17 protein-coding genes are annotated in these 20,646 nt (G+C 71.5%); 10 read left to right on the forward strand and 7 right to left on the reverse strand.

Features of this window, described 5'->3' with window-relative positions; genetic code table 11:
* The first annotated feature begins 3 nt into the window (after positions 1 to 3).
* The 6 genes from AC0ZLC_RS06200 to AC0ZLC_RS06225 all read left to right on the forward strand — a co-directional run bounded on the left by AC0ZLC_RS06200 (position 4) and on the right by AC0ZLC_RS06225 (position 5,875).
* Positions 4 to 2,538, forward strand: coding sequence for a sensor histidine kinase (locus tag AC0ZLC_RS06200; RefSeq protein ID WP_476750861.1), 2,535 nt, complete (start codon positions 4 to 6; stop codon positions 2,536 to 2,538).
* Positions 2,535 to 2,969, forward strand: a complete 435-nt coding sequence (locus AC0ZLC_RS06205; protein ID WP_476750862.1) for a roadblock/LC7 domain-containing protein — start codon at positions 2,535 to 2,537, stop codon at positions 2,967 to 2,969. The genes AC0ZLC_RS06200 and AC0ZLC_RS06205 overlap by 4 nt, the downstream gene beginning before the upstream one ends.
* 18 nt (positions 2,970 to 2,987) lie before the next feature.
* On the forward strand, positions 2,988 to 3,398 hold the full coding sequence (locus tag AC0ZLC_RS06210) for a DUF742 domain-containing protein (RefSeq protein WP_476750863.1): 411 nt from the start codon (positions 2,988 to 2,990) through the stop codon (positions 3,396 to 3,398).
* 213 nt (positions 3,399 to 3,611) lie between these two features.
* Positions 3,612 to 4,217, forward strand: a complete 606-nt coding sequence (locus AC0ZLC_RS06215) for a GTP-binding protein (RefSeq protein WP_476750864.1) — start codon at positions 3,612 to 3,614, stop codon at positions 4,215 to 4,217.
* 173 nt (positions 4,218 to 4,390) lie between these two features.
* Positions 4,391 to 4,804 (forward strand): roadblock/LC7 domain-containing protein, encoded by a 414-nt coding sequence (locus tag AC0ZLC_RS06220; RefSeq protein WP_476750865.1) that lies wholly within the window; start codon positions 4,391 to 4,393, stop codon positions 4,802 to 4,804.
* A 123-nt stretch (positions 4,805 to 4,927) separates the two neighbouring features.
* Positions 4,928 to 5,875 carry a DUF6397 family protein gene (locus AC0ZLC_RS06225; RefSeq protein WP_476750866.1) on the forward strand — a complete coding sequence of 316 codons (948 nt, stop codon included), beginning with the start codon at positions 4,928 to 4,930 and terminating at the stop codon, positions 5,873 to 5,875.
* An 88-nt stretch (positions 5,876 to 5,963) separates the two neighbouring features.
* Here the strand turns inward: AC0ZLC_RS06225 and AC0ZLC_RS06230 are convergent, their stop codons facing one another.
* Entirely contained in the window at positions 5,964 to 6,830 is an 867-nt protein-coding gene (locus AC0ZLC_RS06230; protein ID WP_476750867.1) for an acyl-CoA thioesterase, read from the reverse strand.
* Between the two features lie 19 nt (positions 6,831 to 6,849).
* Complete coding sequence (locus AC0ZLC_RS06235) at positions 6,850 to 9,363, reverse strand: DEAD/DEAH box helicase (RefSeq protein ID WP_476750868.1); 2,514 nt, start codon at positions 9,361 to 9,363, stop codon at positions 6,850 to 6,852.
* Positions 9,364 to 9,508: 145 nt separating this feature from the next.
* Between AC0ZLC_RS06235 and AC0ZLC_RS06240 the strand changes: the two genes are divergently transcribed.
* Positions 9,509 to 10,303 (forward strand): metal-dependent hydrolase, encoded by a 795-nt coding sequence (locus tag AC0ZLC_RS06240; RefSeq protein ID WP_476750869.1) that lies wholly within the window; start codon positions 9,509 to 9,511, stop codon positions 10,301 to 10,303.
* Between the two features lie 110 nt (positions 10,304 to 10,413).
* Here AC0ZLC_RS06240 and AC0ZLC_RS06245 read toward each other — a convergent pair whose 3' ends face one another.
* The 4 genes from AC0ZLC_RS06245 to AC0ZLC_RS06260 all read right to left on the reverse strand — a co-directional run bounded on the left by AC0ZLC_RS06245 (position 10,414) and on the right by AC0ZLC_RS06260 (position 15,173).
* Complete coding sequence (locus tag AC0ZLC_RS06245) at positions 10,414 to 10,683, reverse strand: type B 50S ribosomal protein L31 (protein WP_358851187.1); 270 nt, start codon at positions 10,681 to 10,683, stop codon at positions 10,414 to 10,416.
* A gap of 48 nt (positions 10,684 to 10,731) precedes the next feature.
* The gene (locus AC0ZLC_RS06250) at positions 10,732 to 11,202 is read right to left on the reverse strand and encodes a DUF5709 domain-containing protein (RefSeq protein ID WP_476750870.1); all 471 of its coding nucleotides are present in this window, start codon (positions 11,200 to 11,202) and stop codon (positions 10,732 to 10,734) included.
* A gap of 330 nt (positions 11,203 to 11,532) precedes the next feature.
* Complete coding sequence (locus tag AC0ZLC_RS06255; protein WP_476750871.1) at positions 11,533 to 13,314, reverse strand: ABC transporter ATP-binding protein; 1,782 nt, start codon at positions 13,312 to 13,314, stop codon at positions 11,533 to 11,535.
* Positions 13,311 to 15,173 carry an ABC transporter transmembrane domain-containing protein gene (locus AC0ZLC_RS06260; protein WP_476750872.1) on the reverse strand — a complete coding sequence of 621 codons (1,863 nt, stop codon included), beginning with the start codon at positions 15,171 to 15,173 and terminating at the stop codon, positions 13,311 to 13,313. Before AC0ZLC_RS06260 ends, AC0ZLC_RS06255 begins: the two co-directional genes overlap by 4 nt.
* Positions 15,174 to 15,481: 308 nt before the next feature.
* On the opposite strand from AC0ZLC_RS06260, the gene AC0ZLC_RS06265 reads away from it, so the two are divergent.
* Positions 15,482 to 16,234: a hypothetical protein gene (locus AC0ZLC_RS06265; RefSeq protein WP_476750873.1), complete on the forward strand. Its 753-nt coding sequence runs from the start codon at positions 15,482 to 15,484 to the stop codon at positions 16,232 to 16,234.
* Between the two features lie 109 nt (positions 16,235 to 16,343).
* Positions 16,344 to 18,116 carry a peptide-N4-asparagine amidase gene (locus AC0ZLC_RS06270; protein WP_476750874.1) on the forward strand — a complete coding sequence of 591 codons (1,773 nt, stop codon included), beginning with the start codon at positions 16,344 to 16,346 and terminating at the stop codon, positions 18,114 to 18,116.
* 152 nt (positions 18,117 to 18,268) lie between these two features.
* Here AC0ZLC_RS06270 and AC0ZLC_RS06275 read toward each other — a convergent pair whose 3' ends face one another.
* Positions 18,269 to 18,724: a MarR family winged helix-turn-helix transcriptional regulator gene (locus AC0ZLC_RS06275; RefSeq protein ID WP_476750875.1), complete on the reverse strand. Its 456-nt coding sequence runs from the start codon at positions 18,722 to 18,724 to the stop codon at positions 18,269 to 18,271.
* Positions 18,725 to 18,818: 94 nt separating this feature from the next.
* Here AC0ZLC_RS06275 and AC0ZLC_RS06280 point away from each other — a divergent pair, with 94 nt between their 5' ends.
* Positions 18,819 to 20,618, forward strand: a complete 1,800-nt coding sequence (locus tag AC0ZLC_RS06280) for an ABC transporter ATP-binding protein (RefSeq protein WP_476750876.1) — start codon at positions 18,819 to 18,821, stop codon at positions 20,616 to 20,618.
* The last annotated feature ends 28 nt before the right edge of the window (positions 20,619 to 20,646 follow it).

Below are 20,646 nucleotides of genomic sequence, written 5' to 3' on the forward strand. Positions count from 1 at the left end.
GCCATGCGTACACCCCGCAGGACCCCCAGGGCCGGCGCGGAGCCGCCGCCACAACCGCCGGTACGAGGTCGCCGCGCACACGCGGGCCCGCCGGCCGACGAACGCTCCGACCCCGGCCAAGTCCCCGCAGGCACTCCGTCGGCGGCACCCACGCGCGCGGGCCGCTGGCACCTGCGCCCCCGCACCGTACGGGCGAAGATCGTGTGCCTGCTCATGGTGCCCGTCATGTCCCTGCTCGCACTGTGGGCCTACGCCACCGTGACCACGGCCCAGGACGTGGCGCGCCTGCGGCAGTTGCAGCGTGTGGACGCGACGGTCCGGGCCCCCGTCGACGCCGCCGTCGCCGCGCTGCAGGCCGAGCGGGCGGCCGCCGTCCGCTACGCGACCGACCCGTCAGCAGAACAGCCCGGGGCTCTCAAAGAGCTGGCGGCACGCACCGACCGGGCCGTGGCCTTGCTGCGACTCGGTGACCGCAACACCGTCGCCGACGGGGCGGACCTGCCTGCCGGAGTGGCCGGACGGCTCGAGGCGTTCGTCGCCGGAGCCGAGGACCTGCGGTCGCTCCGTGGCGCGCTGCTGGAGCGTCGTACCGGCTGGGACGAGACGTACGGGCGGTACACGAAAACCATCTCGACCGCCTTCGCCGTGGGCGGCGCTCTCACCGGCGTACAGGACGCGGGCCTCGGATCCGACGCGCGCGTGCTGCTCGAATTCTCCCGGGCGGGAGAGGCACTGGCCCAGGAGGACGCCGTGCTGTCGAGTGCCCGGCTGGCGGGCACGCTGACGGGTGAACGGCTGCGGCTGTTCACCGGCGCCCTGGAGACCCGCCGGGTGCTCACCGAATCCGCCGTCGCCGACCTCAGCGGGGCCGAGCGCGCGGCATGGCACGACCTCGCGGGCGGCAGCGCATACGCCGAGGTACGCGCCGTGGAGGACAAGGTGCTGCTCAGCCGGCCCGGCTCCAGGGGGATCGACGCCGCGCCCGAAACCGCCTGGAACGCGGCACACTCGCGCGTGCAGGACGCCATGCGGTCGATCGAGTCGGCCGCCGGACGTGGGGTCGCGGACCGCGCGGACCCGTTCCGGCGCGGTCTGCTCACCCCGGCCGGTGCGGCGGTTCTGCTCGGCCTCGCCGCCGTCGCCGCCTCGCTCGTCATCTCCGTACGCATCGGGCGTGGCCTGGTCGTCGAACTCGTCGGCCTGCGCAACGACGCTCTCGAAATCGCCCGCCGCAAACTGCCGCAGGCCATGGGCAGGCTACGTGCGGGCGAAGAGATCGATGTCCGCGCGGAGGCACCACCCGGGCCACCGTCCGAGGACGAGACCGGACAGGTCGCCGAGGCACTGGGCATCGTGCACCGCGCCGCTCTGCGCGCCGCCGTCGAACGCGCCGAGCTCGCCAGCGGCATCTCCGGCGTCTTCGTCAATCTCGCCCGTCGCAGTCAGGTCCTCGTCCACCGTCAACTGAACCTGCTCGACAGCATGGAGCGCAGATCGGACGACCCCGGTGAACTGAGCGACCTGTTCCGGCTCGATCACCTCACCACACGCATGCGGCGGCACGCGGAGAGCCTGATCATCCTCTCCGGCGCCGCACCGGGCCGGGCCTGGCGGATGCCGGTCTCGCTGACCAACGTGGTCCGCGCCGCCGTGTCGGAAGTGGAGGACTACGCGCGCGTGGAGGTGCGCCGGTTGTCCGAGACGTCGATCGCCGGTGCCGCAGTCGCGGACCTCACCCACCTCCTGGCCGAGCTCGTGGAGAACGCGGCGCAGTTCTCACCGCCCCACACCCGGGTGCGGATCACCGGTGAACCGGTCGGCAACGGTTATGCGGTGGAGGTGGAGGACCGCGGCCTCGGCATGGGCAAGGAGAGCCTCGCCGAGGCCAATCGCCGCATCGAGCAGTCGGAGGCCCTCGACCTCTTCGACAGCGACCGACTCGGTCTCTTCGTGGTCAGCAGACTCGCGGCACGGCACGGCATCAAGGTGCATCTGCGCACGTCGCCCTACGGCGGTACCACCGCGGTCGTCCTGTTGCCCACGGCTCTCCTGCAAGGCGGCGCGGCGGAACGTTCCCCCGAGGCCGCCGGCCGCGAACGGGTGGCGGGGCACGAGCACACACGTGTGCCGGCCGCCCCCGAGGAGGACTCCGTCCACGCGACGACGGAGATCCCCGCTCTCATCGCCCCGGTGCGGGCCGCCGCCAAAAGGCCGGCGAACGCATCACCCGACAACCCGCCCCACGGAGTCACCACCTTGCGCCTGCACCGGCCCCCGGACGGGTCCGAAACCTCCGACGACCTTCCACGGCGCGTACGGCAGGCGAATCTTGCCCCGCAACTGCGCGAACAGCGCCAGGAGGAGCCGGTGCGCGCGCCGGCCCGGACGGGCGACGACGAACGCACACCCGAACAGGTCCGCGACCGTATGGCCGCCTACCGCGACGGCTGGGCTCGCGGCGGCGGCAGACCGCCCGGCCTCGGCAGCCGCCCCGCTGACCCGGCGGGCAGCGACAGCAGCGAAGGAGACTCCGCATGATTCAGGATCCGGCCATGAGAGCCCGGCGCACGGGCGAACTCGACTGGCTGCTGGACGACCTGGTGCTCCGCGTCGGAGAAGTGCGACACGCCGTGGTGCTGTCGAACGACGGACTCGCGGTGGGTTCGTCCGCCGACCTCGGGCGCGAGGACGCGGAACATCTGGCCGCCGTCGCCTCGGGATTCCACAGCCTGGCCAAGGGCACGGGCCGCCACTTCGGGGCCGGCGGCGTGCGCCGGACCATGGTCGAGATGGACGACAGCTTCCTGTTCGTGGCCGCCGCGGGCGACGGCTCCTGCCTCGCCCTCCTCACCGCCGCCACGGCGGACATCGGGCTGGTGGCGTACGAGATGGCGCGGTTGGTCAAACGCGTCGGGGAGCATCTCCGCACGGCACCACGCGCCGCCGCACGACCGCCCGTCGGCGCATGACCGAGGTGGCCCGCACAGATGACCGAGGACATGCCAGGCACCCCGCTCCAGCCGGGCAGCCAGTGGTACGACGGAGAGGCGGGACCCCTCGTCCGCCCGTACGCGATGACGGGCGGCCGGACCCGGCCCGGCCCCGCCGGAGTGCGCTTCGACCTGATCGCACTCGTCACGCTCGCGGCAGGCGCGCGCCATGTCGACGACACCGCGCTCGGTCCGGAACACCGGACCCTCATCGAACTGTGCCGCCCCGAGACGCAGTCGGTCGCCGAACTCTCCGCGGGAGCCGACCTGCCGGTGGGCGTGGTGAGGGTCCTCCTGGGGGACCTGCTGGAACTGGGCTGCGTCACCGTCAGCCGCCCGGTTCCGCCCGCACAACTGCCGGACGAGCGCATTCTGCGCGAGGTCATCGAGGGACTGCGCGCGCTGTAGACCATGAACCAGAAACCCTGCCGACCGGTCGGACACACGCTTGCGCATCCATCCGGACACCGAATGGACCCGAGTCGGTCGGATCCGTCCCCTTGCGGTCCAACGCCTCGCACGGGACGCGCGATTGTCATGATGCTGACTCCGCACCGAATGCTGACTCCGCCCCGAAGTACTCACGTCGACCGTAGCCGGCACTCCCGAGAGAAGTGATCCATGGTCTCCGAGCACTCCGACGCCACCGAAGGCGACACGGCCGCCCTGGCGTTGAAGATCCTGGTCGCCGGCGGGTTCGGCGTGGGCAAGACGACTCTGGTGGGCGCGGTCAGCGAGATCAGGCCGCTGCGCACCGAGGAACTGCTGAGCGAGGCGGGCCAGTTGGTGGACGACACCGACGGCGTCGACCACAAGGTCACGACGACGGTCGCCATGGACTTCGGGCGCATCACCATCCGGTCCGGCCTCTCGCTCTACCTCTTCGGCACGCCCGGGCAGGACCGATTCTGGTTCCTCTGGGACGAGTTGTCGCAGGGCGCCCTCGGCGCCGTCGTCCTCGCGGACACCCGGCGGCTGGAGGACTGTTTCCCCGCCGTGGACTACTTCGAGCACCGGCACATCCCCTTCCTGGTGGCAGTCAACTGCTTCACAGGAGCGCGCTCCTACGGCGTCCAGGACGTGTGCCGTGCGCTGGACCTCGACCAGGGCACTCCGGTGGTGCTGTGCGACGCCCGGGACCGCGACTCCGGGAAGGAGGTGCTGATCCGGCTCGTCGAGTACGCCGGCCGGGTGCACACCGCCAGGCTGCTCGACTCGGTCGGATGAGGTGGACGGGCAGTCCGGGCCGGGGCCGGCCGGTGTATCAATCGGCCACGAAGCGGTAGCCGGTCATCTTCGGTGGCCGGCCGCCCTTCCTGCTTGCCCACGCGGCGGCTGTGGGGAAGGCTGGCTTGTCGAATCCTCCGCCGGGAGGAGAGCCGACACGGGGAGTACGGACCATGGGGCAGAACACGGGACTCGGCTGGCTGCTGGACGATCTGACCGAGCGCGTCGACCACGTCCGGCACGCACTGGTCCTGTCGAACGACGGACTCGTGACGAGCGCGAGCACGGGGCTGCGACGCGAGGACGCCGAACATCTCGCGGCCGTCGCGTCCGGCCTGAACAGCCTGGCCAAGGGATCGGGGCGTCACTTCGGCGCGGGCCGGGTACGTCAGACGATGATCGAGTTCGACGACGCGGTGCTCTTCGTCACCGCGGCCGGCGACGGCAGCTGTCTGTGCGTGCTCAGTGGCGCCGAGGCCGACATCGGCCAGGTGGCCTACGAGATGACGCTGCTCGTGAACCGCGTCGGCGAGCACCTGCGCGTGGCCGCCCGGCAGCCGGAACACAACTCGACCTCGGACCTCTGACCTGCGTGTCTGCCCTGCTGGAGGGTGGTTATCCACAGGCTCCCCGCTCGATCCGGCGATCCGGCTACGGTTTTTCCCGAAGCGAGCGCAGGTCGGCGCGAGCACCGCACGGGGGAGAACCGCATGTCCGGCACCACCATCACGCAGTCCGTCACGTCCACCGCCGCCCCTGCCGACGCGGGAGCACGGCTTCCGTCGTTGACACTGAGCCGTGCCGCACGGGAACTGGGGCTCAAACGCAGCGAGTTCGAGCTCGCCGTCCAGCTCGGCTGCGTCCGTACGGTCCCGGACGACGGGGGAGGCGGAACACTCCGGGTGGCCCGGACGGAGATCGACCGGGTTCGCGCGACGGACGGCTCAGCCGATGCCCTGCGGGAGCGGGTGAGGACCGTGGGCACCAAGGAGGGCGCCGCCCTGATGGGGGTGACGACCGCCAGGTTCACGCGCCTCGCCCGCCTGGGCCTCGTGGTCCCGGTGCGCTTCTACCTGAACCGCTACCGAGCCGTCGTCTGGCTCTATCTGGCCGAGGAACTGCGACAGTTCGCCGCCAAGGAGGAGAACATCCCGCTGCTGAGCGGCCGCATTCCCGAGGGCCTGCGTGACCAGCTGGACGGGGGACTGGACCTGCGTCCCCGCAACTGGCGAGGGAGGCACAGGGGATTTTTGCTGCGCCGGACCGAGGATCCCTGGGCGCAGGCCGCGATCGTGGCATCGCTGCTCGACCCGGACCAGGTCGCGGAAGTCGTACGGGACCCCTGCGAGCGCGCCCACCTGAACCGCTTCCGGCCCGAACAGGCCGCGCGGACGGCGCCCGACTCGCCTGCCGCCCAGGTCGCCGCGAGGATCATGACGGCCGGGGATCCCGACGAAATCAGCTGGCTCGGGGCGGACCTGGCCCAGGCGGTCGCCCACGCACGGGAAATCCGCCCGGTTCCACGGCCCGCCCTGACGACCCCACCGCCCGTGACCCCGGCGCCGACCGAGCCGAGCGCCGTCGAAATTTCTCGCCCGAGCGGGAAGGCGCCGCGGTCACGCAGTCTGTTCGGATGGCTGCGGCGCAGAAACCCGTGACGAGCCACGCCGGCCCCCTGGCCGGCGGCGCACGCCACCGACGTAAGGCAGCGCCCCTCCGAGAGGGGCGGATGCTCCTCTAGAGCGCTTACAGCGCCCGGAAGAGCCCCTCCTGCACGACGGAGACGAGCAGGCGGCCCTCCACGTCGTAGATGCGCCCGCGGGCCAGCCCGCGTCCGCCCGTCGCGATCGGCGACTCCTGGTCGTACAGGAACCACTCGTCGGCGCGGAAGGGCCGGTGGAACCACATGGCGTGGTCCAGGGAGGCCATGTCGAAACCACGGGGCCCCCACAGCGGTTCCACCGGGATACGCACCGCGTCCAGGAGAGTCATGTCGCTCGCGTAGGTCAGCGCGCACGTGTGCACGAGCGGGTCGTCTCCCAGGGGGCCGACCGCACGCATCCACACCGCGCTGCGGGGCTCGGCGTCCTTGATCTCCTCGGGGGTCCACCGCAGCCGGTCCGCATACCGGATGTCGAACGGCTGGCGCCGGGCCATGCGCTCCAACGCCTCGGGCAGCGCCCCCAGATGCTCCCTGATCTCCTGCGTCACCGTCGGCAGCGATTCGGGGTCCGGCACCTTGCGCGCCGGCGGCAGCTGGTGCTCGAAGCTCCCTTCCTCAGGTTTGTGAAAGGAGGCGGTCAGATTGAAGATCGTACGGCCCTGCTGCACGGCCGTGACCCGCCGGGTGGTGAAAGACCGGCCGTCGCGGACCCGTTCGACCTGGTACACGATCGGTACGCCCGGCCGGCCGGGACGCAGGAAGTACGCGTGCAGCGAGTGCACCGGACGGTCGCCCTCCGTGGTGCGCCCGGCGGCGACCAGTGCCTGCCCGGCCACCTGGCCGCCGAAGACGCGCTGCAGGGACTCCTGTGGGCTGCGGCCACGGAAGATGTTGACCTCGATCTGTTCGAGGTCGAGCAGATCGACGAGGCTCTCGGCTGGGTTCGTCATGGGTGGCATCCTCCCGTGTTCAGAGCTGACCGACGTCGGTGACCCGGACGATGGCCCGGCCCTCCGCGTCGGAGGCCGCGAGGTCCACCTCGGCGCTGATACCCCAGTCGTGGTCGCCGTTCGGATCGGCGAAGGTCTGACGGACGCGCCACAGGCCGTGCTGCGGCTCCTCCTGGATCTGCAGCAGCTTGGGGCCGCGGGCGTCGGGTCCGGTGCCGAGGTCCTCGTACTCGTCCCAGTACTTGTCCATGGCCTCGCCCCAGGCGTCGGCGTCCCACCCGGAGTCCGCGTCCATCTCGCCGAGTTCCCTGACCTGGTCGAGGGCGGCCAGCTCGACCCGGCGGAACATGGCGTTGCGGACGAGAACGCGGAAGGCGCGCGCGTTCGAGGTGACCGGTTTGACCTGGTCAGCCCTCTCCTGCGCCTCCTCGGCCGTCATCACCTCAGGATTGGCGAGCTGCTCCCACTCGTCCAGCAGGCTGGAGTCCACCTGGCGCACCATCTCGCCGAGCCAGGCGATCAGGTCCTCCAGGTCCTCGGACTTGAGGTCGTCCGGGACGGTGTGGTCGAGGGCCTTGTAGGCACTGGCGAGGTAGCGCAGCACGATGCCCTCGGTGCGCGCGAGTTCGTAGAAGGAGACGAACTCGGTGAAGGACATCGCCCGTTCGTACATGTCACGGATGACGGACTTCGGCGACAGCGGATGGTCGCCGACCCACGGGTGACTCTTGCGGTAGGTGTCGTACGCGTGGAAGAGCAGCTCCTCCAGCGGCTTGGGGTACGAGACGTCCTGGAGCCGCTCCATGCGCTCCTCGTACTCGACTCCGTCCGACTTCATCGCCGCCACGGCCTCACCACGGGCCTTGTTCTGCTGGGCCGCGAGGATCTGCCGCGGATCGTCCAGCGTGGACTCGACGACGGACACCATGTCGAGGGCGTACGACGGGGACTCCGGGTCCAGGAGCTCGAAGGAGGCGAGGGCGAAGGTCGACAGGGGCTGGTTGAGGGCGAAGTCCTGCTGCAGATCGACGGTGAGCCGCACGATGCGCCCCTGGGCGTCCGGCTCGTCCAGTTTCTCCACGACACCGCCGTCGAGGAGCGAGCGGTAGATGGCGATGGCCCGCCGGATGTGCCGGAGCTGCTGCTTGCGGGGTTCGTGGTTGTCCTCCAGCAGATGCCGCATCGCCTCGAAGGCGTTCCCGGGGCGGGCGATCACCGACAGCAGCATCGTGTGGGTCACCCGGAAGCGGGAGGTGAGGGGCTCGGGCTCGGAGGTGATGAGCTTCTCGAAGGTGTTCTCCGTCCACCCGACGAACCCCTCGGGCGCCTTCTTGCGGACGACCTTGCGGCGCTTCTTCGGGTCGTCGCCCGCCTTCGAGAGAGCCTTCTCGTTCTCGATGACGTGCTCGGGTGCCTGCGCCACCACGAAACCCGCCGTGTCGAATCCGGCCCGTCCGGCCCGTCCTGCGATCTGGTGGAACTCGCGGGCCCGCAGAGTCCGTACGCGAGTGCCGTCGTACTTGGCCAGGGCGGTGAACAGGACGGTACGGATGGGGACGTTGACACCGACCCCGAGCGTGTCCGTGCCGCAGATGACCTTCAGCAGACCGGCCTGGGCGAGCTTCTCGACCAGCCGGCGGTACTTGGGCAGCATGCCGGCGTGGTGCACGCCGATTCCGTGCCGCACGTACCGGGAGAGGTTGCGGCCGAACTTGGTGGTGAAGCGGAAGTTGCCGATCAGCTCGGCGATCCGGTCCTTCTCCTCCCGCGTGCACATGTTGATGCTCATCAGCGCCTGCGCCCGCTCCACGGCCTGCGCCTGGGTGAAGTGCACGATGTAGACGGGTGCCTGCTTCGTCGCCAGCAGCTCCGTGAGCGTCTCCGTCAGCGGAGTCAGCACGTATTCGTAGGACAGCGGCACGGGACGCGTCGCCGAGCGGACCACCGCCGTGGGCCGGCCGGTGCGCCGGGTGAGGTCCTTCTCGAACATCGAGACGTCACCGAGCGTCGCCGACATCAGGATGAACTGGGCCTGAGGCAGTTCCAGGATGGGGATCTGCCAGGCCCAGCCGCGGTCGCCCTCCGCGTAGAAGTGGAACTCGTCCATCACGACCTGGCCGACGTCGGCGTGCTTGCCGTCACGCAGCGCGATGGAGGCCAGCACCTCGGCGGTGCAGCAGATGACGGGGGCGTCCGCGTTCACGGACGCGTCACCGGTGAGCATGCCGACGTTCTCGGTGCCGAAGATCTTGCACAGCTCGAAGAACTTCTCCGAGACGAGCGCCTTGATCGGAGCGGTGTAGAAGGTGACCTCGTCGCGGGCGAGCGCCGCGAAGTGCGCCGCCGCCGCGATCATGCTCTTGCCCGAACCGGTGGGCGTCGAGACGATCACGTTCGCCCCGGAGACCACCTCGATCAGCGCCTCCTCCTGGTGGGGATAGAGCGTGAGGCCGCGTTCCCCGGCCCACGACTCGAAGGCTTCGTAGAGGGCGTCCGGGTCGGCGGTCTGCGGCAGCTGATCGATGAGGGTCACGCCCCCATCTTGCCTGGCATCGGACGCGATGAGGGAATCGGATGCCCGTACGAAGATCGCGAACGTTACGCTGTGGCGCCGACGAAGCGGCAGCGCGCGTGGGCAACTCGACGACGGCACAGCGGGAATAGGGCGGGGCACGGCCATGATGGGACCAGCACACTCACTGTCGGGGGCCGCGGCCTGGCTGGGCGTCGGCGCGGCGGCGGCAGCGACCGGTCACACCATGCCCTGGCCGGTCCTCCTGGTCGGTGCCCTGGTCTGCGCCGGTGGCGCGCTCGCGCCCGACCTGGACCACAAGGCGGCGACCATCTCGCGGGCCTTCGGACCTCTCTCGCGAGGCCTGTGCGAGATCGTCGACAAGCTCTCCTACGCCGTCTACAAGTCGACTCGGAAGCAAGGCGACCCGCGTCGTTCCGGCGGACACCGCACGCTGACGCACACCTGGCTCTGGGCGGTGCTGATAGGCGCGGGCAGCTCGGCGGCCGCGGTCACCGGAGGACGCTGGGCGGTCCTGACGATCCTGTTCGTCCATCTGGTGCTGGCCATCGAGGGCCTGCTGTGGCGCGCGGCCCGCGGGTCGAGCAGCGACGTGCTGGTCTGGCTGCTGGCCGCGACCAGTGCCTGGATCCTGGCCGGGATCCTGGACAAGCCGGGCAACGGCGCGGACTGGCTGTTCACCGAACCGGGCCAGGAGTACCTGTGGCTGGGGCTGCCGATCCTGCTGGGGGCCCTCGTGCACGACATCGGGGACGCGCTGACGGTGTCGGGCTGCCCGATCCTGTGGCCCATCCCCGTCGGACGGAAGCGGTGGTACCCGATCGGTCCGCCGAAGGTCATGCGGTTCCGGGCCGGCAGCTGGGTCGAGCTGAAGGTGCTGATGCCGGCGTTCATGCTCCTGGGCGGGGTGGGCTGCGCGGCGGCGCTGAACTTCATCTGAGCCGCATCCGCCCGTACCGGCTCCGAGGCGGAACCGGCCGCACCGGACCCGCGCCCGGCCCGGACCCGTGGGCGACGCGGACTGCCATGCCGGTCCGGCCGCAGGCGGGGTCAGCCGGCGTCGCCGGGCGCGGAGGCGGCGCCCCCGTACCGCCGCTCGAACGCGGCCACACGGCCCTCCGAGTCCACGGTCCGTGCCTTGCCGGTGTAGAAGGGGTGGCTCTCCGAGGAGATCTCCACGTCGACGACCGGGTACGTGTTCCCGTCGTCCCAGTCGATGGTCTGGCTGCTGTCCGCCGTCGACCGGGTGAGGAAGGCGTAGCCGGCGGAGCGGTCGCGGAACACGACCAGATGGTAGTCGGGGTGCTTGTCCTGCTGCATGGCAGCTCCTCGGGTGGGGCGGGGCGGGTGAGGCAGGGGGCGGCGGTCTCAGCCCGGGAGAGTGTCCTCGTCGACCACGTGCATCGCGGCCTCCTCGGCCGAGGCCGCGGCCCCGTCGATGCCCACGTCAGTGGCGATCAGCCCGCTCTCCTCGTCCTCGTGCGCACCCTCGTCGGGTGCCACCAGGCGGCCGGAGCGGGCGGCGCCCACCTCGTTGTCCAAAGGCTCGCCGTCGGTGTCGTCGGAGTCTCCGATGCCGTCTCCGTCACCCACTGCGAGGTCGGGCAGCTCCTCCGCGAGGCGCTGGTCGAGGGTCTCGCCGTGCCGGCGTTCCTCGGCGGTCACACCGGTGTGTTCCACCGCCCAGGGCCGCTCGGGCGGAGACCAGCCCCGGTCCAGAGGGTCGTCGACGCCGTCGGTCTCCAGGGTGTCCTCGGCGTCGAGCAGCCCCGCGTCGTCCTGCACCTCGGAGCCGTCGGGCTGGTAGACGTCGTCTCCCCATCCGTCGGCGCTGTCCACGGGTACCTCCAGGTGGTGGGGCGGATCCGGTCCCGCCGTACCGCACGGCGGAGCGGGGACCGCGTGGCACAGGCCGCGCCCCTCTCGAACCGGAAGGTTCAGGGGCACTCCACGAGCCGGTGCCGGTTTCCAGCCTTCCACCCAACATCGACAGCGCGCAACGGGACGTGGTGGCAGACGGACGTCACCGCCCCCGGACGCCGGGGCGACCGGAGCCGGTGGGGGCGGGTCCACCGGTACTTCGGCGGGCCCGCCCCCACCGGAGTACCGGTACCGGCCGCCGGTGGACGTCCGGGCGCCCACCGGACTTCCGGTGTTGGCCGCCGTTGCTCACCCGTGCCACGACCGCCACAGTGCCGCGTACGCGCCGTCCGCGGTGACCAGCTCGTCGTGGCTGCCCAGCTCGCTGATGCGGCCGTTCTCGACCACGGCGATGACGTCGGCGTCGTGGGCGGTGTGCAGCCGGTGCGCGATGGCGACGACGGTGCGGCCGTCGAGGACGCGGGCCAGCGAGCGTTCCAGGTGGCGGGCCGCGCGCGGGTCCAGGAGCGAGGTGGCCTCGTCCAGGACCAGGGTGTGCGGGTCCGCGAGCACCAGGCGGGCCAGCGCGACCTGCTGGGCCTGCGCCGGGGTGAGCGCGAACCCGCCGGAGCCGACCTCGGTGTCCAGACCGTCGTCCAGCGCCCGTGCCCACCCGTCCGCGTCGACCGCGCCGAGCGCCGCCCACAGCTCAACGTCGTCGGCGGCCGTCCGGGCGAGCAGCAGGTTGTCGCGCAGAGAACCCACGAAGACGTGGTGCTCCTGGTTGACGAGGGCGACGTGGGAGCGCACCTGCTCGGCGGGCATGCGGGACAGTTCGGCACCGCCCAGGGTGATCCGGCCGTCGCGGGGCGCGTAGATGCCGGCGAGGAGCCGGCCGAGCGTGGACTTGCCCGCGCCGGACGGACCGACCAGGGCGAGCCGGGTGCCTGGGGCGACCTCCAGCGAGACCTTGCGCAGGACGTCGACGCCGGCGCGGTAGCCGAAGTGGACCCGGTCCGCGTGCACGTCGCGTCCCTCGGGGACCACCGTCGGATCGCCCTCGTCCGGCTCGATGTCCCGCACGCCCACCAGCCGGGCCAGCGACACCTGCGCGACCTGGAGCTCGTCGTACCACCGCAGGATCAGACCCACCGGATCGACGAGCATCTGGGCGATGAGCGCGCCCGTCGTCAGCTGGCCGACGCCGATCCACCCCTGGAGGACGAAGACACCGCCGATCATCAGGACCGAGCAGAGGACCGTGACGTGCGTGACGTTGATGACGGGGAAGAGGACCGAGCGCAGCCAGAGGGTGTAGCGCTCCCACGCCGTCCACTCCTTGACCCGGCGGTCCGACAGGTCGATGCGGCGCTCGCTGAGGCGGTGGGCCTCGATGGTGCGCCCGGCGTCCACGGTCTCGGCGAGGACGGCCGCGACCGCGGCGTAGCCGGCGGCCTCCGAGCGGTAGGCGGCGGGCGCTCGGTCGAAGTACCAGCGGCAGCCGATGACCAGGAGCGGCACGGCGACCAGTACGGCGGGGGCGAGCGGCGGAGCGGTCACGGCGAGTCCGCCGAGCAGCAGCGCCACCCACACCACACCGATGGACAGCTGCGGCACGGCCTCGCGCATCGCGTTGGCCAGCCGGTCGACGTCCGTGGTGATCCGGGACAGCAGGTCGCCGGTGCCCGCCCGCTCGAGGACTCCGGGCGGCAGTCCCACGGACCGTACGAGGAAGTCCTCGCGCAGGTCGGCCAGCATCCGCTCACCGAGCACGGCTCCCCGCAGCCGGACCTGGTGGACGAAGAAGACCTGGACGACGAGGGCCAGGACGAACAGCGCCGCGGTGCGTTCCATATGCAGTTCACGGGCGTCGTCCGATACCCCCTCGACGACCGAGCCGAGCAGGTAGGGCCCGGCCATCGAGGCGACGACGGCGATCGTGTTGACCGTGACGAGCAGCAGGAAGGGCCGGCGGTGCCGTCGGAACAGCTCGGTCACGTAGGCGCGGACGGTCTCGGGGGCTCCGACGGGCAGCGTGTTCGCCGTCGTCGGTGCCGCCGGGTCGTACGCCGGTGGCGCCAGGCCGATCATGCGGTCTCCTCGATCTCTTCCAGTGCGTCGATCGTTTCCGGAGCGGGGCGCCCCGTGGACCGGCCGCCGGGCGCGTCGTCCAGAGCGTGCGTGTCCCGCCGGGCGGTGCCGGATGCGGGCTCGTCGTCGGTCTCCCGTGTCACCACGGCGCGGTACCGGGGCTCGCTGTGCACCAGGTCGCGGTGCACGCCGACCGCGGCGACCCCGCCTCCGTCGACGAGCACGACCCGGTCCGCCCGGTCCAGGAGCAGGGGCGAGGAGGTGAGGACGACCGTGGTACGGCCGGCCCGCAGGGAGCGGACACCGTCGGCGATCCGTGCCTCCGTGTGCGAGTCGACGGCGGACGTGGGCTCGTCCAGGACCAGCACCTCCGGGTCCGTGATCAGGGACCGGGCGAGAGCCAGCCGCTGGCGCTGGCCGCCCGACAGCGACCGGCCGCGCTCGGTGATCCGTGCGTCCATCGGATCACCGGCGTCCAGTGACCCCTGGGTCAGCGCGTCCAGGACGTCGCCGCACTGCGCCGCGGTGAGAGCCTCGGCGGCACTCACCGCACCGGACGACGGCACGTCGAGCAGCTCGCGCAGCGAGCCCGACAGGAGCACGGGGTCCTTGTCCTGGACCAGGACGGCCGTCCGGGCGGAGTCGAGCGGCAGCTCGTCCAGCGGCACCCCGCCCAGCAGCGCGGAGACGGTGGTCTCCTCGCCCGTCGCATGCCCGCCGAGCCGTTCCGCCAGTACGCCCGCCGCGTCCGGGTCGCCGCACACCACGGCGGTGAACCGGCCGGAGGGCGCCAGCAGCCCGGTCGCGGGGTCGTACAGGTCGCCGGCCGGCACGACGGCGTCGCGTGAGCCGGCGGTGTCCGTGACCCGTTCCAGGGACAGCACGTGAGCGGCTCGCTTGGCGGAGGGCCGCGAGAAGGAGTACGCCATGGCGATCTCCTCGAAGTGCCTCAGCGGATAGGTGAGGAGCATGACCGCGCTGTACACCGTGACGAGCTCGCCGACCGAGATCCGCCCGTCGCGGGCCAGCCGTACCCCGTGCCAGACGACCGCGACGAGCAGCAGGCCGGGCAGCAGCACCTGGATCGCCGAGATCAGCGCCCACATCCGGGCACTGCGCACGGCGGCCCGGCGGACCTCCTGGGAGGCCCGCCGGTAGCGGTCGAGGAAGAGCTCCTCGCCGCCGATGCCGCGCAGCACGCGCAGGCCCGCGACCGTGTCGGAGGCCAGCTCGGTGGCGCGTCCCGCCTTCTCGCGCTGCTGGTCGGCGCGGCGGGTGGCGGGCGGCAGGAGAGGCAGCACGGCGAGTGCCAGGACGGGCACGCCGACGGCCACGACGACACCGAGGGCGGGTTGGTAGACGACCAGACCGATGCAGACCAGCACGACGGTGAGCGCGGCCGCCACGAACCGGGACAGGGCCTCGACGAACCAGCCGATCTTCTCGACGTCGCCCGTGGAGACGGCGACGACCTCTCCGGCCGCCACGCGCTGGGTCAGCGCCGAGCCCAGTTGGGCCGTCCTGCGGGCCAGCAGCTGCTGGACGCGGGCGGCGGCGGTGATCCAGTTGGTGACGGCGGTGCGGTGCAGCATCGTCTCGCCGAGCGCGATGGCCGCGCCGCAGAGCACCATCAGCCCGCCGGTGAGGGCGAGCCGGGTGCCGGACCGGTCGACGACGGCCTGGACGGCCAGGCCCACACAGAAGGGCAGCCCGGAGACGGCGACGAAGTGCAGCAGACCCCAGGCGAGGGCCTTGAGCTGTCCGCCCAGCTGATTGCGGCCGAGCCACCACAGGAATCGGGGTCCCGAGCGTGCGTCCGGCACTCCCGGGTCGGGGTAGGGAAGGTCTTGGATCTGCATGGTGTCCCAGTGGCTCGTGTCAGGGGGTGGAGGGCGCGAGGGCCGACGGCGGACCGGCCCGCGGGCCGGGTGGGCACCGGCCCCGACCGGTGGCGGGCCGCGCGGACGGGCACCGGACTGCCAGGACGGCCGCCGGGGATCCGGTCGTGAAAGCCGACAGCAAACCGTGAAAGGTTCGCGTCGGAGCGTGGTCGGAGGCAAACGGTTTTTCACCGCAGGGCAAAGAATCGGCCCGAACTGCCCGCTTTTGGCCGGGAAGCGAGGGGGTCGGGGACAGGGGGCCGACGCGTGGTGCGACCATGTACCGCATGCAAACAGGCGGTACGAGCGGTTCGATGTGCAAGGGGGTCGCTGCGGCGGCCTGCGGTGTTCTTCTGTTGTCCCTGTCGGCCTGTGGTGGCTCGGACGGGGGAAGCGGATCGAAGGGCGACGGCGGGTCCGCCCGCAAGGCCGGTGGGGCCGAGGCGCGCACCGTCGATCTGAAGCGCATCCCGGACGTCGGCGACCGGCTGTACAAGCAGATTCCCGCCAACTCCCGCCAGGTCGTGGCGGTCTACGGCGAGGGCAAGGACTCCGCCGACTCGACTGTCGTTCTCTACACGAAGCACGGCGCCACGTGGGACCGGACCCGCACCTGGAAGGGCCACAACGGCAAGAAGGGCTGGACCACCGACCATCACGAGGGCGACAAGCGCAGCCCCGTCGGCGTGTTCACCCTCAGCGACGCGGGCGGTGTCCTCGCGGACCCGGGGGCCCGGCTTCCGTACACGCGGTCCGCGTCCTTCCAGGCGCCGCACTACTGGGCCAAGTCGCACTGGCACGACTTCGACTACGTCATCGCCATCGACTACAACCGCGTCAAGGGCACCTCGCCGAACGACCCGACCCGGCCCGAGGGCCAGTCCAAGGGCGGGAGCATCTGGCTCCACATGGACCACGGCAGCGGTACGTCAGCCTGTGTGAGCCTCTCCGAGCCCGGTATGAACTACCTGTTGCGCACGCTCGACCCGGATCGGCATCCCGTGGTGGTGATGGGGGACAAGGCGGGCCTGAAGGCCTAGCGGCCGCGCCAGGTCGGGGCCTGCCGACGTCCACGGGTGACCGGGCGTCCGGGAGCCAAGTCGCGGGTTCTCGTTGCGGGCGGGGCAACTCCCCCGTAGAACACCGCACATGAGAAGACCGGTCATCATGTCCATGCTCGCCGGAGCGATCCTTGCGGCCAGCACTCTCCTCGGAGCGCATCCGGCCGCGGCGATCACCTCGGCCCACCGGGTGAGTTCCGCTCCGGCGGTTCCCGCGGCCGTCCCGCCCACCGGTGCCGCAGCCGCCGAGAGCACCGTAGGCGCCGAGAGCGTCGAAGGGGCGGACCCGCCCGCCGAGTTCGGCACCGACTGGCACGATCCGCTGACGGCCGCCCCTCCCGTCGTGAAGCCCGGAACCCGTGCCTGCCGGGTCACCGTCGCCGAGGCGCGGTTCCGTGACTTCACGCCGTACCGCGGCAGGTACACCCCGCCGAGCGGCTGCGGCGCCCGCTGGAGCAAGGTGGTGCTGAGGCTCGACGGCACCGTCGAGGGGCGGCAGTTCGACCGCCTCGGGTACCTGCACATCGGCGGGGTCGAAATCTTCCGCACGTCGACCCCGGAGCCCTCGCCCGACGGGATCGCGTGGTCCGTCGAGAAGGACGTGACGCGCTACCGCGACACGTTCCGGCGAAGCAGTGACGTCGAGATGCTCATCGGCAACGTGGTCGACGACACGTACACGGGAGTCATCGACGTCAAGGTCGCGCTGACCTTCTACGCGGCCGGGAAGCCCGGGCCGGGCACGCCGGACGGGCCTGGTCGGCCCGCTGAGCCCGCCGCCCGCGTCAGGTCAGCGGCCGGCTCCGCCCCGCCCCCCGACCGCGTGCTCACCCTGCGGGACGGCGCGCTCACCACGCCCCGCAACAGCGAGCGGATCGTCGCCGAGGTGTACGCGACCGGATCCGGCGGCGGCTGCGAGGAGTACTGGTACCTGACGGTCCCGGACGCCGCGCCCTATTCCTGCAAGGCCGCCCGTGGCCCCTACCGTGAGGTGCAGATCATGGTGGACGGCCGGCTCGCCGGCATCGCGGCACCGTTCCCGACCGTGTGGACCGGCGGCTGGTCCAACCCCTTCCTCTGGTACGTGGTCCCGGGCCCGCGTGCCTTCGACATCAAGCCGATCGAGTACGACCTGACTCCGTTCGCCGGACTTCTCAACGACGGGCGACCGCACCGGGTCGACGTCTCCGTGACCGGGGTCCCCGAGGGCGGGAGCGGCTGGAGCACCCCGGTCAACGTGCTGGTGTGGCAGGACGCCGAGCGGGCGCAGGTCTCCGGCGCACTCACCGAGGTGAGGGCGGGAGAGGTCGCCGACTCCGTGACGTACACGCCGGGTTCCCGGCACCGGCTGGACACCGAGGGCGGCCACCGGCTGACGGTCTCCGGATACGTCGACACCTCGCACGGGCGCGTCACGACCACCGTGGTCCACACCCTGGCCAACACGTCCGTGCACCGCTGGACCGACGGCGAGAACGCGGACGGCCTCGAGGCCACCTGGACGGACGATGAGCAGGTCACCGTCGACGGGCGCGGGCCGGCCTCCGTGACGCGCACGCACCGCACATACACGATGGACGGTACGACGACGCTCGGCGACGGCGACCGGCTGCGGACCGTGCTGACCCTCGGGGACCGGGCGTCGGTCGACGAGTCGCGCGGGGGCCGTCGAACCGCCTGGGCCCGACTGGACGACACCTACACGGGCGACGCGACGTACACGGCGAACGTCCCGCGCGACCAGCGGCACGCGGTCGCCACCACGCGCGAACGCTACCGCCTGTACGGCTCGGACGGATGTCACGACCGCAGCCTGGTCACCGTACAGGGGACGCTCACCGAGGACCGGCACCGCTGCTGACCGAGCACCGGTGGCAGAGCGGCCGAGGGGCCGCCCTGCGTGTCAGCCGATCGCATCGGGACGGACCCGGAACAGCCGGGGGGCCCGTCCCGGGCACCGGTCGCACGCATCGGGACGGGCCGCGCAGACCACGCCCGCCCCCCTGCGCGCGGTCAGCAGGGCGGCTCCGGAATCGGCGTGCCGTCGACCAGGGTGTCCAGCAGCCCGCCGAGCACCTCGCGCTGCTCGTCCGTCAGCGGGGCCAGGATCTCCTCGGCCGCCGAGCGGCGCGCGCCGCGCAGCTCCCGCAGCGCCTTGCGCCCCTCGTCCGTGACCTCGATCCGGATCACCCGGCGGTTGGTGGGATCGGGCACCCGGCGCACTTTGCCGTTCACCTCCAGGCCGTCGACCAGGGTCGTCACAGCGCGGGGCACCACTTCCAGGCGCTCGGCCAGATCGGCCATGCGGGGCGGCGAGCCGTAGTGCGCCAGGGTGCGCAGCAGCCGCGACTGGGCCGGCGTGATCCCCAGGGCGCGCTGCTCCAGATGGCGCTTCTGGATGCGGTGCACGCGGCGGGTCAGCCGCAGCAGCTGCTCGGCGAGCAGGCCGTCGGCATCGGGGGTGGTCATGCGGGAACAATATCAGGATGCCGTTCATTGTGAGTATAGGTAACAATGAGCTATGCTCCGTCAATCGTCGTCGCCTCACCTCCCGTAGGAGCCCATGCGTCCCGATCACCCCACCTGGACCCCGCCACCCGCCGAGGCCGAACAGCCGCGTCAGGTGCGCCGCATCCTGAAGCTGTTCCGCCCCTACCGCGGGCGTCTCGCCGTCGTCGGCCTCCTGGTCGGCGCCGCGTCCCTGGTCTCCGTCGCCACGCCCTTCCTGCTGCGGGAGATCCTGGACGTCGCGATCCCCGAGGGCCGCACCGGCCTGCTGAGCCTGCTCGCGCTCGGCATGATCCTCAGCGCGGTCGTCACCAGCGTCTTCGGCGTGCTGCAGACGCTGATCTCCACGACGGTCGGCCAGCGCGTCATGCACGACCTGCGCACCGCCGTCTACGGGCGGCTGCAGCACATGTCGCTCGCGTTCTTCACCCGCACCCGCACCGGAGAGGTCCAGTCCCGCATCGCCAACGACATCGGCGGCATGCAGGCGACGGTCACCTCCACCGCCACCTCGCTGGTATCCAACCTCACGAGCGTCGTCGCCACGATCGTCGCGATGATCGCGCTGGACTGGCGGCTCACCGTCGTCTCGCTGCTCCTGCTGCCGGTCTTCGTCTGGATCAGCCGCAGGGTCGGCCGGGAGCGCAAGAAGATCGCGACGCAGCGCCAGAAGCAGATGGCCACGATGGCCGCCACCGTCACCGAGTCGCTGTCCGTCAGCGGCATCCTCCTCGGCCGCACCATGGGCCGCGCCGACTCGCTCACGCGGTCCTTCGCGGACGAGTCCGAGAGCCTGGTCGACCTCGAGGTGAGGTCGAACATGGCGGGCCGCTGGCGCATGGCCGTCATCACGATCGTCATGGCCGCCATGCCCGCCGTCATCTACTGGACCGCGGGCATGGCCCTCCAGTTCGGCGGCCCGGCCATCTCCATCGGCACGCTCGTCGCGTTCGTCTCGCTCCAGCAGGGCCTGTTCCGGCCGACGGTGAGCCTGCTGTCGACGGGGGTCCAGATCCAGACCTCGCTCGCCCTGTTCCAGCGCATCTTCGAGTACCTCGACCTCCCCATCGACATCACGGAGCCCGAGCGGCCGGTCCACCTCGACCAGGTCAAGGGCGAGATCCGCTTCGAGGACGTCGAGTTCCGCTACGACGGCAAGGGCGGCCCCGTCCTCGAGGGCATCGACATCACCGTCCCCGCGGGCGGCAGTCTCGCGGTCGTCGGCCCCACCGGATCCGGTAAGTCCACGCTCAGCTATCTGGTGCCGCGGCTGTACGACGTCACGGGCGGGCGCGTCACCCTCGACGGGGTCGACGTGCGCGACCTGGACTTCGACACGCTCGCCCGCGCGGTCGGCGTCGTCTCCCAGGAGACGTACCTGTTCCACGCGTCGGTCGCCGACAACCTCCGTTTCGCCAAGCCGGACGCCACCGACGAGGAGCTGTACGCGGCGGCCCGGGCGGCCCAGATCCACGAGCACATCGCCTCCCTGCCCGACGGGTACGACACCGTCGTGGGGGAGCGCGGGCACCGGTTCTCCGGGGGTGAGAAGCAGCGTCTGGCCATCGCCCGCACGATTCTGCGCGACCCGCCCGTACTCATCCTCGACGAGGCGACCAGCGCCCTGGACACCCGCACCGAGCGTGCCGTCCAGGAAGCCATCGACGCGCTGTCGGCCAACCGGACCACGCTCACCATCGCGCACCGGCTGTCCACCATCCGGGGCGCCGACCAGATCGTGGTCCTGGACTCCGGGCGCGCGGCCGAACGGGGCACGCACGAAGAACTGCTGAAGCGCGACGGCCGCTATGCCGCCCTCGTCCGCCGAGACGCTCAACTGGAGCCGACAGGATAAAGATATGTCGGGTTTGTAGGCTTTAGCG

This window comes from Streptomyces sp. GLSS-08, assembly GCF_056387915.1.

Coding starts and splice junctions, on each gene's coding strand:
- AC0ZLC_RS06265 (WP_476750873.1), top strand. CDS start 15,482: ATGCAAACAGGCGGTACGAGCGGTTCGATGTGCAAGGGGGTCGCTGCG.
- AC0ZLC_RS06245 (WP_358851187.1), bottom strand. CDS start 10,683: ATGCAGCAGGACAAGCACCCCGACTACCATCTGGTCGTGTTCCGCGAC.
- AC0ZLC_RS06275 (WP_476750875.1), bottom strand. CDS start 18,724: ATGACCACCCCCGATGCCGACGGCCTGCTCGCCGAGCAGCTGCTGCGG.
- AC0ZLC_RS06230 (WP_476750867.1), bottom strand. CDS start 6,830: ATGACGAACCCAGCCGAGAGCCTCGTCGATCTGCTCGACCTCGAACAG.
- AC0ZLC_RS06200 (WP_476750861.1), top strand. CDS start 4: ATGCGTACACCCCGCAGGACCCCCAGGGCCGGCGCGGAGCCGCCGCCA.
- AC0ZLC_RS06205 (WP_476750862.1), top strand. CDS start 2,535: ATGATTCAGGATCCGGCCATGAGAGCCCGGCGCACGGGCGAACTCGAC.
- AC0ZLC_RS06255 (WP_476750871.1), bottom strand. CDS start 13,314: ATGATCGGCCTGGCGCCACCGGCGTACGACCCGGCGGCACCGACGACG.
- AC0ZLC_RS06225 (WP_476750866.1), top strand. CDS start 4,928: ATGTCCGGCACCACCATCACGCAGTCCGTCACGTCCACCGCCGCCCCT.
- AC0ZLC_RS06220 (WP_476750865.1), top strand. CDS start 4,391: ATGGGGCAGAACACGGGACTCGGCTGGCTGCTGGACGATCTGACCGAG.
- AC0ZLC_RS06280 (WP_476750876.1), top strand. CDS start 18,819: ATGCGTCCCGATCACCCCACCTGGACCCCGCCACCCGCCGAGGCCGAA.
- AC0ZLC_RS06270 (WP_476750874.1), top strand. CDS start 16,344: ATGAGAAGACCGGTCATCATGTCCATGCTCGCCGGAGCGATCCTTGCG.
- AC0ZLC_RS06215 (WP_476750864.1), top strand. CDS start 3,612: ATGGTCTCCGAGCACTCCGACGCCACCGAAGGCGACACGGCCGCCCTG.
- AC0ZLC_RS06240 (WP_476750869.1), top strand. CDS start 9,509: ATGATGGGACCAGCACACTCACTGTCGGGGGCCGCGGCCTGGCTGGGC.
- AC0ZLC_RS06260 (WP_476750872.1), bottom strand. CDS start 15,173: ATGCAGATCCAAGACCTTCCCTACCCCGACCCGGGAGTGCCGGACGCA.
- AC0ZLC_RS06210 (WP_476750863.1), top strand. CDS start 2,988: ATGACCGAGGACATGCCAGGCACCCCGCTCCAGCCGGGCAGCCAGTGG.